13 protein-coding genes are annotated in these 15,054 nt (G+C 68.9%); 5 read left to right on the top strand and 8 right to left on the bottom strand.

Annotated features, from left to right (window positions below):
- Nucleotides 1-13 precede the first annotated feature (13 nt).
- Nucleotides 14-754, bottom strand: a complete 741-nt coding sequence (locus IE266_RS21865; RefSeq protein ID WP_189682261.1) for an RNA methyltransferase — start codon at nucleotides 752-754, stop codon at nucleotides 14-16.
- A gap of 126 nt (nucleotides 755-880) precedes the next feature.
- Here IE266_RS21865 and IE266_RS21860 point away from each other — a divergent pair, with 126 nt between their 5' ends.
- Nucleotides 881-1,501: a thiamine phosphate synthase gene (locus IE266_RS21860; protein WP_189682260.1), complete on the top strand. Its 621-nt coding sequence runs from the start codon at nucleotides 881-883 to the stop codon at nucleotides 1,499-1,501.
- 11 nt (nucleotides 1,502-1,512) lie between these two features.
- Here IE266_RS21860 and IE266_RS21855 read toward each other — a convergent pair whose 3' ends face one another.
- Complete coding sequence (locus IE266_RS21855) at nucleotides 1,513-2,652, bottom strand: HupE/UreJ family protein (RefSeq protein WP_189682259.1); 1,140 nt, start codon at nucleotides 2,650-2,652, stop codon at nucleotides 1,513-1,515.
- On the opposite strand from IE266_RS21855, the gene IE266_RS21850 reads away from it, so the two are divergent.
- Together IE266_RS21850 and IE266_RS21845 are read left to right on the top strand one after the other, a co-directional pair.
- Complete coding sequence (locus IE266_RS21850) at nucleotides 2,651-3,463, top strand: DUF4198 domain-containing protein (protein WP_189682258.1); 813 nt, start codon at nucleotides 2,651-2,653, stop codon at nucleotides 3,461-3,463. The two genes, IE266_RS21855 and IE266_RS21850, sit on opposite strands and share 2 nt — an antisense overlap.
- A 155-nt stretch (nucleotides 3,464-3,618) precedes the next feature.
- The gene (locus IE266_RS21845; protein ID WP_189682257.1) at nucleotides 3,619-4,098 is read left to right on the top strand and encodes a PaaI family thioesterase; all 480 of its coding nucleotides are present in this window, start codon (nucleotides 3,619-3,621) and stop codon (nucleotides 4,096-4,098) included.
- A 10-nt stretch (nucleotides 4,099-4,108) separates the two neighbouring features.
- Here the strand turns inward: IE266_RS21845 and IE266_RS21840 are convergent, their stop codons facing one another.
- The 4 genes from IE266_RS21840 to IE266_RS21825 all read right to left on the bottom strand — a co-directional run bounded on the left by IE266_RS21840 (nucleotide 4,109) and on the right by IE266_RS21825 (nucleotide 9,357).
- Nucleotides 4,109-4,855 carry an SDR family oxidoreductase gene (locus IE266_RS21840; RefSeq protein ID WP_189682256.1) on the bottom strand — a complete coding sequence of 249 codons (747 nt, stop codon included), beginning with the start codon at nucleotides 4,853-4,855 and terminating at the stop codon, nucleotides 4,109-4,111.
- Nucleotides 4,856-4,948: 93 nt separating this feature from the next.
- Nucleotides 4,949-6,022 (bottom strand): T6SS phospholipase effector Tle1-like catalytic domain-containing protein, encoded by a 1,074-nt coding sequence (locus IE266_RS21835; protein WP_189682255.1) that lies wholly within the window; start codon nucleotides 6,020-6,022, stop codon nucleotides 4,949-4,951.
- The gene (locus tag IE266_RS21830; RefSeq protein ID WP_189682254.1) at nucleotides 6,000-8,297 is read right to left on the bottom strand and encodes a xanthine dehydrogenase family protein molybdopterin-binding subunit; all 2,298 of its coding nucleotides are present in this window, start codon (nucleotides 8,295-8,297) and stop codon (nucleotides 6,000-6,002) included. Before IE266_RS21830 ends, IE266_RS21835 begins: the two co-directional genes overlap by 23 nt.
- Before the next feature lie 85 nt (nucleotides 8,298-8,382).
- On the bottom strand, nucleotides 8,383-9,357 hold the full coding sequence (locus IE266_RS21825) for a zinc transporter ZntB (protein ID WP_189682253.1): 975 nt from the start codon (nucleotides 9,355-9,357) through the stop codon (nucleotides 8,383-8,385).
- Between the two features lie 149 nt (nucleotides 9,358-9,506).
- On the opposite strand from IE266_RS21825, the gene IE266_RS21820 reads away from it, so the two are divergent.
- Together IE266_RS21820 and IE266_RS21815 are read left to right on the top strand one after the other, a co-directional pair.
- Nucleotides 9,507-12,629, top strand: coding sequence for a valine--tRNA ligase (locus tag IE266_RS21820; protein ID WP_189682252.1), 3,123 nt, complete (start codon nucleotides 9,507-9,509; stop codon nucleotides 12,627-12,629).
- An 18-nt stretch (nucleotides 12,630-12,647) separates the two neighbouring features.
- Nucleotides 12,648-12,974 (top strand): DnaJ family domain-containing protein, encoded by a 327-nt coding sequence (locus IE266_RS21815; RefSeq protein ID WP_189682251.1) that lies wholly within the window; start codon nucleotides 12,648-12,650, stop codon nucleotides 12,972-12,974.
- A gap of 121 nt (nucleotides 12,975-13,095) precedes the next feature.
- On the opposite strand, the gene IE266_RS21810 is transcribed toward IE266_RS21815, so the two are convergent.
- Both IE266_RS21810 and IE266_RS21805 read right to left on the bottom strand, forming a co-directional pair.
- Nucleotides 13,096-14,169: an NAD(P)H-dependent flavin oxidoreductase gene (locus IE266_RS21810; protein WP_229864382.1), complete on the bottom strand. Its 1,074-nt coding sequence runs from the start codon at nucleotides 14,167-14,169 to the stop codon at nucleotides 13,096-13,098.
- On the bottom strand, nucleotides 14,166-14,948 hold the full coding sequence (locus IE266_RS21805) for a crotonase/enoyl-CoA hydratase family protein (protein WP_189682250.1): 783 nt from the start codon (nucleotides 14,946-14,948) through the stop codon (nucleotides 14,166-14,168). Before IE266_RS21805 ends, IE266_RS21810 begins: the two co-directional genes overlap by 4 nt.
- Nucleotides 14,949-15,054 lie beyond the last annotated feature (106 nt).

The following is a 15,054-nucleotide window of genomic DNA, read 5'->3' as shown; positions in this document are numbered from 1 at the left end:
GCGTCCAGCCGGCTCAGCCCCTTTCCTTCCAGCGGACCATCTGTCGCAGCACCCCGTGCAGCATCCGCACGTCGGCCTGGGTCAGCGGCAGACGCGACCAGAGGTTGCGCAGGTTCATCTTCATGCTGTCGGCCTTGTGCTCGGGGAAGAAGAACCCGGCCTCCTCCATCCGCTGCTCGTAATGGTCGCCCAGCTTCTCGATCTCGCCCGCATTGGCCCAGTCCGACCCGCCCGGCTCGCGCAGCTCGTGCACCACCTCGCCGGTCTTGCGCATCCACTCGTAGGCCACCAGCAGCACGCATTGCGCCAGGTTCAACGAGGCGAAGACCGGGTTCACCGGCACCGAGATGATGGCGTTCGCCCGCGCGATCTCCTCGTTCTCCAGCCCGGCGCGCTCGGGGCCGAAGATCACCGCCACCTTCTCGCCCGCCGCGATCCGCTCGGCGGCCAGCGCCATCGCCTGCTCGGGGCTCAGCACCGGCTTGGTCAGCCCGCGCGGCCGCGCTGTAGTGGCCAGCACCAGCGTGCAGTCGGCCACCGCCTCGGCCATCGTCTCGGTCAGTTGCGCCTCGTCCAGCAGCCGCCCGGCGCCGCTGGCCATCGCCACCGCCTTCTCGTTGGGCCAGCCATCGCGCGGTGCGACAATGCGCATCCGGTCGAGGCCGAAATTCCACATCGCCCGCGCCGCCGCGCCGATATTCTCGCCCATCTGCGGGCGGACAAGGACGAAAACGGGCAGCACAGGGTCAGTCATCGGCGGATCTCCGGGAAAATCCGCCCTCCTCTAAAGGGCCAGACGGCTCAGGGCAAGGCGGCGGCATTTGCAAGGCGGCGCACAACGCGCTAGAGCGGCGCGATACGCCTCGCCAGGACGAGAGACATGAGCACCCAGGATCGCCCGCAGCTTTACCTCATCACGCCCCCCGCCTTCGAACTGGAGAGCTTCCCCGACCGTCTCGCCGCGGTGCTCGACAGCGCCGAGATCGCCTGCGTGCGCCTCGACCTCGCAACCCGCGACGAGGACACCATCCTGCGCGCCGCCGATGCGCTGCGCGAAGTGACCATCGCCCGCGACGTCGCGCTGGTGATCTCCGAGCATGTCCTGCTCGCCCAGCGCCTCGGCCTCGACGGCGTCCACCTGCGCGATGCCGCCCGCTCGGTGCGCGCCGCGAGGAAGACGCTCGGCCCCGACGCCATCGTCGGCTGCTTCTGCGGCACCTCGCGCCATGACGGCATGACCGCGGGCGAGGCCGGTGCCGACTACGTCGCCTTCGGCCCGGTCGGCACCAGCGCGCTCAGCGACGGCAGCCAGGCGCCCTTCGAGCTGTTCGAATGGTGGTCCGAGATGATCGAGGTGCCGGTCGTCGCCGAAGGCGCGCTGACGCTCGATCTGATCCGCACCCTCGCGCCGGTCACCGATTTCTTCGGCATCGGCTCCGAGATCTGGGAGGCCGAGGACGCCGTAGCAGCCCTGAAGACCCTCAACGCCGCAATGGGCTGAGGGCCGGGCGTTCAGAAGAACGCCCGCTCCACGAACCAGTAGGCCCCCACGGCGGCGATCGCCAGCGACGCCGGCACCGCGATCGCCCGCCGATACCATGGCTTGCCGCCGAACCAGTAGCCGACCGCCAGGAAGGCCATCGCGATCACCGTGATCTGCCCCAGCTCGACCCCGACGTTGAACCCCAGCAGCGCCGGGACGAACTGGCCCTCGGGCAGGCCGAATTCCTCCAGCACGCTGGCAAAGCCCAGCCCGTGCAGCAGCCCGAAGCAGAACACCACCGCCGGCCGCCAGGCGTGCAGAGCATTGGTCAGCACGTTCTCGACCGCCACATAGGTGATCGAGGCCGCGATCAGCGGCTCGACGATCCCCGCCGGCACGCTGACCCAGCCCAGCGCGCCCAGCGCCAGGGTGATCGTATGGGCCAGGGTAAAGGCGCTGACCTGCCACAGCAGCGGCCGCAGCCGCGTGGACAGGAAGAACAGCCCCAGCACGAAGAGGATGTGATCCAGCCCCTTGGGCAGGATATGGTCGAAGCCCACCGGCACATAGCCCGCAAAGGCCGAGAGCGCGCCCTTCATGCCACCGCCTCCGATCTCGATCGGCCCGCTGGTGCCGCCCGCCTCGATCAGCCCGGTATAGGGTTTCTCCACCCCCTGCTGGCGCAATACCAACTGCCCCGAGCCCTCGGGCCAGGCCACCTCCAGCACCCGCGTGCCCTCCGGCACCTCCGCCGCGATCACCAGGTGCGAATTGCGCGCAAAGGACAGGTCGCCCACCTCGGGAATGACCACCTCCGCCAGCCGCGTCGCCAGCGGCGCGCCATCGGCGCTCACCCGCACCCCCGGCAGCCAGCCGCCGGCCCAGTCCCGCGCCTCGGCCTCCAGCGCCGCCGGCTCCATCGCCCGCAGCGCGTCATAACGCGCGGCCTCCTCGGCGGTGCTGGTGTCCAGCACGCTGCCCAGGTCGATCCCGGCGACGAAAACCTCGAGGTTCATCCGCAGATCGAGGCGCATCTCGCCATCCTGCACCACCAGGTCGGCGATCACCGGCACCACCTCATGCGCCTCGGCGCGCGCGCTCCAAAGGCTTGACAGCAGCGCCAGCAGCAACAGCTTGATACGCAAGGATCTCAAAAGGCCGTTCCACATGCGCATCTTCCTCGCCGCCCTGGTGCTCCTGCAGTCCACACTCCAGGTCGCCGCGCACGAATACTGGATCGAACCCGAGAATTTTCAAGTCGAAAGCGGCGCGCCGCTGGTGGCCGACCTGCGCAACGGCCAGCAATTCAAGGGCGGCACCCTGGCCTATTTCAGCAAGCAGACCGCCCGTTTCGAGCTGATCACCCGCGACGGCATCACCCCGGTCGAAGGCCGCATGGGCGACATCCCCGCGCTGCATACCGCCGCGCCCGAAGACGGGCTGCTGGTGATCCTCTACGAGACCACCGCCTCGACGCTGAAATACACCAAGTGGGAAACCTTCGCCGATTTCACCACCCACAAGGCCTTCCCCGAGGCGCAGCAGACCCACCGCCAGCGCGGCCTGCCCGAGAGCCTGTTCACCGAAACCTACCGCCGCTTCGCCAAGGCGCTGGTCGGCGTCGGAAGCGCCGAAGGCGCCGATGCCGAAACCGGGATGGAGACCGAATTCGTCGCCCTGACCAACCCCTATACCGAAGATTTGTCAAATGGCATGGCCGTCCGCCTGCTCTACCAGGGCCAGCCGCGCGCCGATGCCCAGGTCGAGGTCTTCGACCGCGCCCCCGACAAGACCGTCACCACCAGCACCCTGCGCACCGACGCCCAGGGCGAGGCGCTGGTCCCGGTGACACCGGGCCATGTCTACCTGCTCGACGGCGTCGTCCTGCGCCCGATGAACGAAGGCGCAGACTTCGCCGAGGACCTGCCGGTCTGGGAATCGCTCTGGGCCGCGATGACCTTTGCAGTGCCAACGGAGTGAGCCGTCCCGGATCTGCACGTCCTCGCCCGGAGAGAGCCATCCCCGCAGGGTCCGAGCGCGCCGACTGACGTTGCGGAACATCGTTCCGCAATCCGCTTCCACGTCTTCACTCCCGAGCCCCGGCCCAATAGCCTCCCCGCCAAAGGGAGAACCACATGACACACGCGAATTCACCGGAAGAGCTTCTGAGCCAGGCCGAAGTCCTGAAGATGTCGGGCCTCGAGTTCATGCAGGGCGTGCTCGACGGCCGCCTCCCCGGCCCGCCGATCTCGCGCACCATGGGCTATCACCTGCACGAGGTCGCCGAGGGCCGCGTCGTCTTTCGCGGCGCGCCCCGTTTCGAGATGTCCAACCCGCTCGGCACCGTTCACGGCGGCTGGTACGGCACCCTGCTCGACAGCGCCATGGCCTGCGCGGTGATGACCCGCGTGCCGAAGGGCTCGGTCTACACGACGCTGGAATACAAGATCAACATCGTCCGCTCGATCCCGCTCGGCACAATGATCGAATGCGTAGGCGAGGTGGACCACGCCGGACGATCCTCCGGCGTCGCCCACGGCGAGATCCGCGGCATCGAGGACGGCCGCCTCTACGCCACCGGCTCGACCACCTGCATCATCATGAAGATGGCCTGAGCCGCCCGGCTCAGCGCATTTCCTCGAACCCCTGGTAGAAGCGGTTCCAGGTCGGAGAGATCAGGATCTCGTTCAGGCAGGCACGGGGTGGCATCTCGGCCACGAAACGGATGGTGCGGCCCAGGTCATCGGCCTGCAGCATCCGGTCCATCTGCTCCTGCGAGGGCGGCACCGGGCGGGTCCTGAGGATATCGGTCGCCACCTCTCCCGGCATGATGACGGTGCAGCGGATCCCGTTGGCCCCCTCCTCGTCGTTCAGCGACTCGCCCACCGCCAGCACCGCGCGCTTGGTGGCGTTATAGGCCGGCCCGGTCAGCCGCGTCGCATAGCGCCCGGCCCAGCTCGCGATCAGCACGACCAACCCGCCACCGCGCGCCCGCATCCCCGGAAGGGCGGCCTGCACCGGGTAGAAGACACCGTTGAGGTTCACGCCCACCACCTTGTCCCAGCCCTCGGCGGTGATCTTCGCAAAGGACCGGTCGGGCACGTTCAGCCCGGCATTGGCCACGAGGATATCCACCGGCCCGATCGCCTCGGCCGCCGCCTGCACGGCGGCAGAGTCGGCCACGTCCAGCTGCCGCAGATCGGCGCGCCCGCCGGATGCGCGAATACCGGCGACCACCGCCTCCAGCGGTTCCGCGCGCCGTCCCGAGACGATCACCTCGGCCCCCGCATCCGCCAGCGCCCGCGCCGCCGCCGCCCCGATCCCCGACCCGCCGCCGGTGATCCAGGCCCGCTTCCCCTCGAGTGTCGCCATCTCCGTCCTCCCCTGTTGTCGTCCTCACCCTAACCGAAGGGCGCCGGAATTCTGCAAGAATTCCGGACGTTTTCCTTGCAGGAAAACGCCCCCCTATCCCAGCGTCGAGGAGGCATCGAAGCGCGCCAGCACCTTGCGCCCCTCGCTCAGGCGCACGCTCTCGTGGATGCGCTCGCTGCGGTCGCGCCCGACGATCCGGGGCCGGCGCAGCAGGAAGACCTTGCCCCAGGACCGCCAGGTGCCGACCGAAGGCGCATCCGGGTCGGTGTAGAACCGCGCGCGCCAGCCGTCGGGCAGCGGCAGCCCGCATTCCTCGGCCCGCTCCAGCATCCAGACCAGCGGGATATTGGCCAGCGGCCGCGCCGCCTCGTATCCGTCGAGCTGCCCGCCCACGTCGCCATGCGAGCCGCGGAACCAGACCTGCTCCACCCGCCCCGGCCAGACCTCGGGGCAATCCCACATCACCGGCGCATAGACCTCCCGCGTCTCGTCCAGCGCCAGCGCGTGAAAGCCGTTGCGCACCGAACGGCCCAGCTGGTGGTTGTGAAAGCCGTGCTGCTCTTCGGTCGCCATCCACAAGAGCGGCAGCCGCAGCCCCAGCGCCTTCACCGTGTCCCAGACCCCGACCATTTCGATCGGCAGTACCTCGTGGCAGTACTTCCGCGCGAAGGCCTGCGCCGCCGCGCTGTCGGGCGTCAGTTCGTAATGGCGATAGGCGGTGCGGATATTGCGCTCGGTCGCGTGCTCGGCCTTGAGAAGCCCGACCATGTCGATCACCCCGGCCAGCGAGCGCACCGCGAAGGCGCCCCGCGAATAGCCCAGCAGGAAGACCTTGTCGCCCGGCCGGTAGCGCGAGGCGAGATAGCCATAGGCGCGCCGGATCTGCCGGTTGATGCCCCGCCCCATCGACACGTCGAGAACCGAGCGCCAGCCCAGCCACTGCACCCCGCTCTCGTAGTAGACCGAGACATCCGCCCCCATCTGCGAGCAGAGCCGGAAGGCCACGCCGGCATTGGTCTCGAACCCGTGTTCCAGGCTCGACAGGGTGCCGTCGAGAATGATGACATGGCTGCGCGGCCCCCGCAGGCGCCGTTCCGGAGAATGCGCGCTGCGCAGCGGCCGGCCGAACCAGCCGAGCAGACGTTTACTCAGCCGCGACAGCACCATCCTGCAACAGACCCCACACCTTCAGCGGCGTCAGCGGCATGTCGACCTGCCGCACGCCCTGCACCCAGAGCGCATCCTGAACCGCATTTGCAACCGCCGCCAGCGCGCCCACCGTCCCGGCCTCGCCGCAGCCCTTCATGCCCATCGGGTTGGCGGTCGAAGGCACCGGCTCGGGCGTGAAGTCGATCATCGGCACATCAGCGGCGCGCGGCACGGCGTAATCCATGAAGGTCGCGGTCAGCAACTGCCCGTCCTCGTCGAAGACGACATGCTCGCTCAGCGCCTGCCCGATGCCCTGCACCACCCCGCCATGCACCTGACCTTCGGCCAGCAAGGGGTTGATGAGGTTTCCGAAATCGTCAACCACGGTGTAGCGGTCGACCCGCGAAACCCCGGTCTCGGGGTCCACCACAACCTCGGTGATATGCACCCCGTTGGGGTAGGACCGTCCCGGCAGCGTCGCCCGCGCCTCGTGCTTCAGCAGCTCGGTGCGGCCATCGGCACGGGCCATCTCGGCCGCCTCCAGCATGGTTGGCCGAAGGTTCGACCCCGGCGCACGGAAGCCATCCTCATCGAAGGTGATCTCCGAAGGCTCCACCCCCATCTTCTCCGCCAGGAAGGGCGTGAAGGCCTCGACCATCTTGCTCACCGTCGCCAGCGTCGCATTGGTCTGCGTCGTGACCGAGCGCGACCCGCCGGTGCCGCCGCCCTGGGCGATCAGGTCGCTGTCGCCCTGCACCACGGTGATGAGATGCGCCGGAATCCCGGTCTGGTCCGCCAGGAACTGGGCATAGACCGTCTCGTGGCCCTGCCCGTTCGACTGCGTGCCGACAAAGATGCTCACCGTGCCATCCTCGTGGAACTCCACCCGTGCGCCCTCGCTAGGATCGCCCAGAATGCTTTCGATATAGTAACTGACCCCACGCCCGCGCAGCAGCCCTTGTGCCGCATCCGCCCTGCGCCGCGCCTCGAACCCGTCCCAGTCGGCCTTGGCCGCGCCCTTCATCATCACGCGGGCGAACTCGCCCACGTCATAGGTCTCGCCGGTGGCCGATTTGTAGGGGAACTTGTCCGGCGCGATGAAGTTGATCCGCCGCAGCTCCAGCGGGTCGACCCCCAGCTCGCGCGCGGCACGGTCCATCAGCCGCTCCAGCACATAGATCGCCTCGGGCCGCCCCGCGCCGCGGTAGGCATCGACCTGCGTGGTATTGGTGTAGAAGGCCTGGGTGTTCAGCCAGACCGTCTGCACGTCATAGGTGCCCATCAGCACCCGGCTGAACAGCATCGACTGGATCGCCTGCCCGAACTGGCTGTTGTAGGCGCCCATGTTGGCCTTGTTCAGCACCCGATAGGCGGTGATGCGGTTGTTCCCGTCAAAGGCCATCTCGGCCAGCGAGACCAGGTCGCGCCCGGCATTGTCGCTCAGCATCGCCTCGGTCCGGTCCGCCATCCAGCGCACCGGTCGCCCCAGCGCCCGCGCGGCCTGCACCACCGAGAAATACTCGGGATAGGTGAAGGACTTCATGCCGAAACCGCCGCCCACATCCGGGTTCGTCACTCGCACGTCGTCCTTGTCGAGCTTGAAGGCAGCGGACATCACGCCCTTCAGCCCCCAGACGCCCTGCCCGCCGAAACACAGGTGCATCCGCCCGCCGTCCCACTCGGCATAGGCCCCGCGCGGCTCCATCGAATTGGCGATGATCCGGTTGTCGCCGATCTCCAGGCTGACGGTCTTCGCCGCCGCCTTGAACGCCGCCTCGGTCGCGGCCTCGTCGCCGACGCCGAAATCATAGGCCATGTTGTCCGGCGCCTCGGGGTGGATCGTCTCGCCACCGGGCGCATAGTCCAGCTTGGCGGGCAGCTCGTCGATATCCAGCTCGATCAGCTCGGCCGCGTCCTTGGCCTGCTCCAGCGTCTCGGCCACCACGCAGACCACCGGCTCGCCGACATGGCGCACCCGGCCCTTGGCCAGCGCCGGACGCTGCGGCGCAGCACCCTTCGAGCCGTCCCGGTTCGGCATCTGCACCCCCGGCAGCGAGATATCGATGCCCGCCGCCTCCAGGTCCGCCGCCGTCAGCACCAGCCGCACACCCTCCGCCTCGCGCGCTGCTTCCACGTCCAGGCCGGAAATCTCGCCATGGGCGACCGGACTGCGCAGGAAATAGGCGAAGAACGCACCCTCCGGCGCGATATCATCGACATACCTGCCCCGCCCGGTCAGGAAACGGGCATCCTCGACCCGCCGCACCGGTTGGCTTTTTCCGAACTTCTCCATGGAAGGCACCTTATTCAGCTGACGTTCGGACAGTATCGCCCAAGACGGGGATGTCCAGCGCCTCCCCCGGAATTTCCCGCAGACCTCACCACCTGAGCAGCCCCATCTTCCGGAACAGGATCACCTGCACCACAAGGATCGCCACAAGCAGCCCGCAGACCTCCCAGAAGGCCCAGGGGTTGTCCGCCCCCGGCACGCCGCCGACGTTGATCCCCAGCAGCCCCGTCAGCAGCCCAAGCGGCAGGAAGATCGCCGCCACCACCGAGAGGATCAGCATCTGACGGTTCGCCACCTCGGCGCGCAACTCCAGGATCTGGTCATGCACCACCTCGGCCCGGTCGCGGATCGCGTCGAGATCCTCGGCCAGCCGCGTCACCCGCTCGGTCGCCTCGCGGATGCGCGACCGCGCCGCCGGCGTCAGCCAGTCCATGTCCTCGATCCCCAGCGTCGAAAGCGCATCGCGCAGCGGGAACATGAAGCGCCGCAGGATGATCGAGACGCGCCGGATCTCGCCCACCTCGCCGCGCAGCCTGACGTGATCGGCCGCCTCGAAACGGTCCTCCAGGTCGTCGATCCGCTCGTTCAGCTCGGCCACCACCGGCTCGGCCCGATCCGCCAGCCGCAGCGCCAGCCGCGCCACCAGGTCGCCGGGGGCGCTCGGCCCGGCCCCGCGCTGGCAGGCCTCGATCAGGTCGCCCACCGCCCGCACCTGCCGCCGCTGCACGCTGACCACCAGCCGCCCCGTCACCCAGAGCCGCAGCGACACCATGTCCTCGGGCTGGGCGCCCTCCGACAGGTTGACCCCCCGCAGGTTCAGCAGCACGCCGTCCTCGAAGACCGTGCAGCGGGGCCGCGTCTCGGCGGCGTCCAGCGCATCCAGCACCGGCCCCTCCAGCCCCGCCGTGGTGAGCCAGTCCTGCTCGGCGGGCGTCGGCCGCGCGAAATGCAGCCACAGGAACCCCGCACCCGGCGCGCGCAGCGCGGCCACCGACCGCCTCGCGATCTCGACCTGTTCCGCCCCGCCATGCCCGTCCAGACGATAGGCCGCAATCAGCGCCATACCCTGCCCTCCAATGCCTTTTCCCCCAATCTGCGTCAGCAAACCGCCCATTTCCACGCCGAATTGCCTTCACCGCCCGCCAGCTTGGCCTTTAACTCGCACCCGGCATTCGCTAGACGGAGCCGAACGACTTTCGCAGGGTGACGATCATGGCCATGGAAAAGACATTCGACGCAGGCGCCGCCGAGGCCCGCCTCTACGCCGCCTGGGAACAGGCCGGCTGCTTCACGGCCGGCGCCAACGCGAAACCGGGCGCCTCCGCCTTCTCGATCATGATCCCGCCGCCGAACGTGACCGGCAGCCTGCACATGGGCCACGCCTTCAACAACACCCTGCAGGATATCCTGATCCGCTGGAAGCGGATGAAGGGCTTCGACACCCTCTGGCAGCCCGGCACCGACCACGCCGGCATCGCCACCCAGATGGTGACCGAACGCGAGATGGCCGCCAACCAGGAACCCTCGCGCACCGAGATGGGGCGTGAAGCCTTCCTCGCAAGGGTCTGGCAGCAGAAGGTAAAGTCTCGCGGCACCATCATCGGCCAGCTCAAACGCCTCGGCGCCTCCTGCGACTGGAGCCGCGAGGCCTTCACCATGTCCGGCGCCCCCGGCGCGCCCGAGGGCGAAGAGGGCAATTTCCACGATGCCGTCATCAAGGTCTTCGTGGACATGTACAAGAAGGGCCTGATCTACCGCGGCAAGCGGCTGGTCAACTGGGACCCGCATTTCGAAACCGCCATCTCCGACCTCGAGGTCGAGAACCTCGAAGTCGCCGGCCACATGTGGCACTTCAAGTATCCGCTGGCGGGGGGCGAGACCTACGAATACGTCGAGAAGGACGCCGACGGCACCGTCACCCTGCGCGAGACGCGCGACTATATCTCCATCGCCACCACCCGCCCCGAGACCATGCTGGGCGACGGCGCGGTGGCGGTGCATCCCTCGGATGAACGCTACGCCCCAATCGTCGGAAAACTCTGCGAAATCCCGGTCGGCCCCAAGGCGCACCGCCGCCTGATCCCGATCATCACCGACGAATACCCCGACCCGACCTTCGGCTCGGGTGCGGTGAAGATCACCGGCGCGCATGACTTCAACGACTATGGCGTCGCCAAGCGCAACGACATCCCCTGCTACCGCCTGATGGACACCCGCGCGCGGATGCGCGCCGACGGCGCCCCCTACGCCGAGGCCGCCGCCACCGCCCTGGCCGTCGCCCGCGGCGAGCGCGAGATATCCGAGGCCGAGGCCGACACCATCAACCTCGTCCCCGACGACCTGCGCGGCCTCGACCGCTTCGAAGCCCGCAAGCGGGTGGTCGAACAGATCACCGCCGAGGGCCTCGCCGTCATGATCCCCGGCCCGCGGAACGAAGAGGGCGAGGTCTGCATGGACGGCGGCATGATCCCGCTGGTCGAGAACAAGCCGATCATGCAGCCCTTCGGCGACCGCTCCAAGGTCGTCATCGAACCCATGCTCACCGACCAGTGGTTCGTCGACACCGCCAAGATCGTCGGCCCGGCGCTTGACGCCGTGAAGGACGGCACCGTCAAGATCCTGCCCGAGAGCGGCGAGAAGACCTATTACCACTGGCTCGAGAACATCGAGCCCTGGTGCATCTCGCGCCAGCTCTGGTGGGGCCACCAGATCCCGGTCTGGTACGGCCTCGACCTCGGAACCCACGGCTTCCGCGACGACGAGGGCGATGGCGACCTCGACGCGGTAGAACTCGGCCGCCTGCTGAACGAGGGCGGAATGCTGCACGCCGGCGAAGTCGCCCATTGCGGTTCCTCGCTGGAAGAGGTCACCAAGGCCTTCCTGCACGAGCTTGACGACACGCCGACCCCGATCAACCACTCGCGCATCGTCGAGGTGGCCGACAAGCACGCCGCGATCGAGACGCTCGCCCGCAGCCTCGCCGAATACAACGTCACCCAAGACCCGACCCAGCTGGTCTACCCGGTCTGGCGCGACCCGGACGTGCTCGACACCTGGTTCTCCTCCGGCCTCTGGCCGATCGGCACGCTGGGCTGGCCCGACAAGACCCCGGAACTGGCGCGCTACTTCCCGACCTCGGTGCTGGTCACCGGGCAGGACATCCTGTTCTTCTGGGTCGCCCGGATGATGATGATGCAGCTCGCCGTGGTGAACGAGATCCCGTTCCACACCGTCTACCTGCATGGCCTCGTGCGCGACGCCAAGGGCAAGAAGATGTCCAAGTCGCTCGGCAACGTGGTCGACCCGCTGGAAATCATCGACGAATACGGCGCCGACGCGCTGCGCTTCACCAACGCGGCGATGGCCTCGCTCGGCGGCGTGCTGAAACTCGACATGGAGCGCATCAAGGGCTACCGCAACTTCGGCACGAAGCTGTGGAACTTCGCCCGCTTCGCCGAGATGAACGGCGTATTCGAGGCCGCTTCAACGACGCTGCCCAGGCCCTCGCAGACACTCAACAAGTGGATCGTCGGCGAGACCGCCAAGGTGCGCGCCGAAGTCGATTCCGCACTCGACGCCTACCGCTTCGACGACGCCGCCAACGCGCTCTACCGCTTCGTCTGGGGCAAGGTCTGCGACTGGTACGTGGAATTCTCCAAGCCGCTGCTGCTCGATCCGGGCCCGCACCAGGCCGAGACCCGCGAAACGATGAAATGGGTGCTCGACCAATGCCTGGTCCTGCTGCACCCGATCATGCCCTTCGTGACCGAGGAACTCTGGGCGCTCTCGGGCAGCCGCGACCGGATGCTCACCGTCTCCGACTGGCCGTCCTACGGCACCGAACTCGTCGATGCCGCCGCCGACCAGGAGATGAACTGGGTCATCAACCTGATCGAACAGGTCCGCTCGGCCCGCGCCCAGATGCATGTCCCCGCCGGCCTGCAGGTGGCGATGCTGGTCAGCGACCTCGACGCCGCCGGCCAGGGCGCCTGGGAGCGCAACCAGACGCTGATCCAGCGCCTCGCCCGGATCGAGAGCCTCGACCAGGTCGACGCCTTCCCCAAGGGCACCGTCACCATTGCGGTGCCCGGCGGCACCTTCGGCCTGCCGCTCGCCGGCCTGATCGACATCGCCGAGGAAAAGGCGCGACTCGAAAAGACCCTGGGCAAGCTCGCCAAGGAGATCGGCGGCCTGAACGGACGCCTCACGAACCCCAACTTCGTCGCCTCCGCTCCCGAAGAGGTGGTCGAGGAAGCCCGCGACAACCTCGCCGCCCGCGAAAGCGAGGCCGCGCAGCTGCGTGCGGCATTGGACCGCCTCGCCGAGCTCGGCTGAACCGGCTATGACGGGGCCATGCCCGGCCCCTTCGACCGCCTCGTGGAACGCCAGATGCTCAAGGCCTCGGCCGATGGCAAACTCACGGGCCTCGCCGGCGAGGGGCAACCGCTTCCCGACCGCTCCGGCGAAGGCGACGCGGCCCTCTCCGCCGCCATGCGGGTCATGGCCGAAGCCGGGGTGCGGCCGCAGGAATTCGACCTCAAGGCCCAGCTCGACGCCGCCCGCGCAGCCTATGCCGCGCTGACCGACCCGGCCGAGAAGAAGGCCGCCATGGCCCGCATCGCCGATCTCGACATGCGCTACACCATGGCCCGCGACGCCCGCCGCAGCTTCTTCCGCTAGGACGCCTATCCCCCTTGCCACAGCAAGGATATCCGGGTGCCCCACCCCTGATTTCTCTTCTTCAAAAATACCTCCGGGGGGGCCGCGCCCCAAGGCGCGGCGGGGGCAGCGCCCCCAACGACTACACCAGCCCCAGCAGCGCCCGCGCCTCTTCCCAGAGCCGTGTCACCACCTCGCCCGCCGGCTCGGCCCGCGCCAGCCCCGCCGCCTGCCCGGCCCAGGCCTGCATCGCCTCGAGCCGCCCGTCCTTGGCCGCCTGCGCCCGCATCGGCCCGGTCAGGCCGCGCTGCACCGGATAGGGTGCCGCCTCGGGCCCGGCCTCCGCCGCCTCGGCAAAACCTGCGCGCAGCGCCCGGCCAAGCCGCCCGGAATAGGCCCGGGTCGCCAGCGTGTCCTCGGGCCGCGCGCGGGCCAGGCCATCGGCCCAGGCCGGGGCGATCCCCGCCTCGGGCGTGCGCAAGAGGCCGGTGCCGATCTGCACCGCGCTCGCCCCCAGCATCAAAGCCGCCGCCACGCCACGCGCGTCGGCGATGCCGCCGGTGGCCACCACCGGCAGCTTCACCGCATCCGCCACCGCCGGCAGCAGCGCGAAAAGCCCGACCAGTCGCCGCGCCGCCTCGCCCGCCTCGAAGGCGCCGCGATGCCCGCCCGCCTCCATGCCCTGGGCCACGATCACATCCGCACCCGCCGCCTCGGCCTCCAGCGCCTCGGCCACCGTGGTCACCGTAGCGAACCAGCGGATGCCCGCCGCCTTCATCCGCGCCACGAACTCCGGCGGATAGACCCCCATGATCGACGAGATCACCGCCGGCCCCGCCGCCAGCATCGCGGCGCATTGCGCCTCGAAATCCTGGCCCTTGGGGTCGCCTGCCTCCGCCGGCACCTCCGGCCCCCAGCCGCCGAGAAAGCCGCGCAGCGCCGCCTCCTGCGCCGCATCCCGCACCGGGGCCGGGTCGGGAATCCAGAGGTTCATCTGGAACGCCCCGTTGCTGGCCGAGCGCACCTGCGCCGCCCAACCGGCAATCTCCTCCGGCCCCATCAGCAGCGCCCCGCAGGCGCCCATGCCGCCCGCCGTCGCCACCGCCGCCGATAGCGCCGGCGGGCAGGCCCCGGCCATCGGCGCCATCAGGATCGGCAGCTGCAGCGCATAGGCCTCGCAGAAGGCCCGGACCCGCGCCTCCAGCGCGGCGCTCACTTGAACACCGGCTTGCGGCCCTGCATCTGCGCCGCGATCACTTCCATCTGGTCCGCCTTGCCGATCAGCCCGACGCTCTCATGCGACTCGTTCCACAGAACCTCCGAGCGGTCCGAGCTCTCGGCCACCTCGATCAGCCGCTTGGCCGCCCGGATCGCCGAGGGGCTCTTGCCAGCGATCTCCGCCGCCATCGCCAGCGCCGCCTTCAGCGGCTCCTCGTCCAGCGTGGTCACCAGCCCCCAGCGTTCAGCCTGCTCGGCCCCGATCGGCGCGGCGGTATAGACCAGCTGGCGCAGCACGTCCGACCGCACCAGCCGCGGCAATAGCGCCATGCCGCCCATGTCGGGCACCAGCCCCCATTTCATCTCCATCACCGAGAGCCGCGCCTCGGGATGGGCGATGCGGATATCGGCCCCCAGCGCCAGCTGCAGCCCGCCGCCATAGACCGCGCCCTGCAGCGCCGCGATCACCGGCACCTGCACCCGCCGCCAGACCATGGCCACTTCCTGCACGTCATTGGTGTCGCCGTGCTTGCGCGGCATCAGCCAGCCCTCGGCATCCATCTTGCCCATCTCGGCAAAGCTCGACAGGTCCAGCCCGGCGCAGAAGCTCCTGCCCTCGCCCGCCAGGACGACGGCCCGCGCGTCCGAGGCCGCCACCTCCTGCCCGGCGCTGATGATCGACTGGATCATCGCACTGTCGAGCGCATTCATCTTGTCGGGCCGGGTCAGCGTGACCCTGGCAACGTGATCTTCATATTCCACCGATACGCGTGACATGCCCGGCCTCCTCTTTCCGCAACACGGCCAGCTTGCCCAAAGCGACGGGCCGGCGCCAGTGCAACCTCGCGGCAGGGCGCGCGGGGGGCGAATTTACTTTCACACC

It is taken from the genome of Seohaeicola zhoushanensis, from assembly GCF_014656415.1.
In the GTDB taxonomy this organism is placed as follows: domain Bacteria; phylum Pseudomonadota; class Alphaproteobacteria; order Rhodobacterales; family Rhodobacteraceae; genus Seohaeicola_A; species Seohaeicola_A zhoushanensis.
The sequence above is the reverse complement of the archived record's forward strand: the minus strand, read 5'-3'. Positions and strand labels throughout refer to the sequence as shown.

Bases quoted from the DNA above. Each gene is read 5' to 3' on its own strand.
- IE266_RS21865 (WP_189682261.1), bottom strand. From the start codon at position 754: ATGACTGACCCTGTGCTGCCCGTTTTCGTCCTTGTCCGCCCGCAGATG.
- IE266_RS21860 (WP_189682260.1), top strand. From the start codon at position 881: ATGAGCACCCAGGATCGCCCGCAGCTTTACCTCATCACGCCCCCCGCC.
- IE266_RS21850 (WP_189682258.1), top strand. From the start codon at position 2,651: ATGCGCATCTTCCTCGCCGCCCTGGTGCTCCTGCAGTCCACACTCCAG.
- IE266_RS21855 (WP_189682259.1), bottom strand. From the start codon at position 2,652: ATGTGGAACGGCCTTTTGAGATCCTTGCGTATCAAGCTGTTGCTGCTG.
- IE266_RS21845 (WP_189682257.1), top strand. From the start codon at position 3,619: ATGACACACGCGAATTCACCGGAAGAGCTTCTGAGCCAGGCCGAAGTC.
- IE266_RS21840 (WP_189682256.1), bottom strand. From the start codon at position 4,855: ATGGCGACACTCGAGGGGAAGCGGGCCTGGATCACCGGCGGCGGGTCG.
- IE266_RS21835 (WP_189682255.1), bottom strand. From the start codon at position 6,022: ATGGTGCTGTCGCGGCTGAGTAAACGTCTGCTCGGCTGGTTCGGCCGG.
- IE266_RS21830 (WP_189682254.1), bottom strand. From the start codon at position 8,297: ATGGAGAAGTTCGGAAAAAGCCAACCGGTGCGGCGGGTCGAGGATGCC.
- IE266_RS21825 (WP_189682253.1), bottom strand. From the start codon at position 9,357: ATGGCGCTGATTGCGGCCTATCGTCTGGACGGGCATGGCGGGGCGGAA.
- IE266_RS21820 (WP_189682252.1), top strand. From the start codon at position 9,507: ATGGCCATGGAAAAGACATTCGACGCAGGCGCCGCCGAGGCCCGCCTC.
- IE266_RS21815 (WP_189682251.1), top strand. From the start codon at position 12,648: ATGCCCGGCCCCTTCGACCGCCTCGTGGAACGCCAGATGCTCAAGGCC.
- IE266_RS21805 (WP_189682250.1), bottom strand. From the start codon at position 14,948: ATGTCACGCGTATCGGTGGAATATGAAGATCACGTTGCCAGGGTCACG.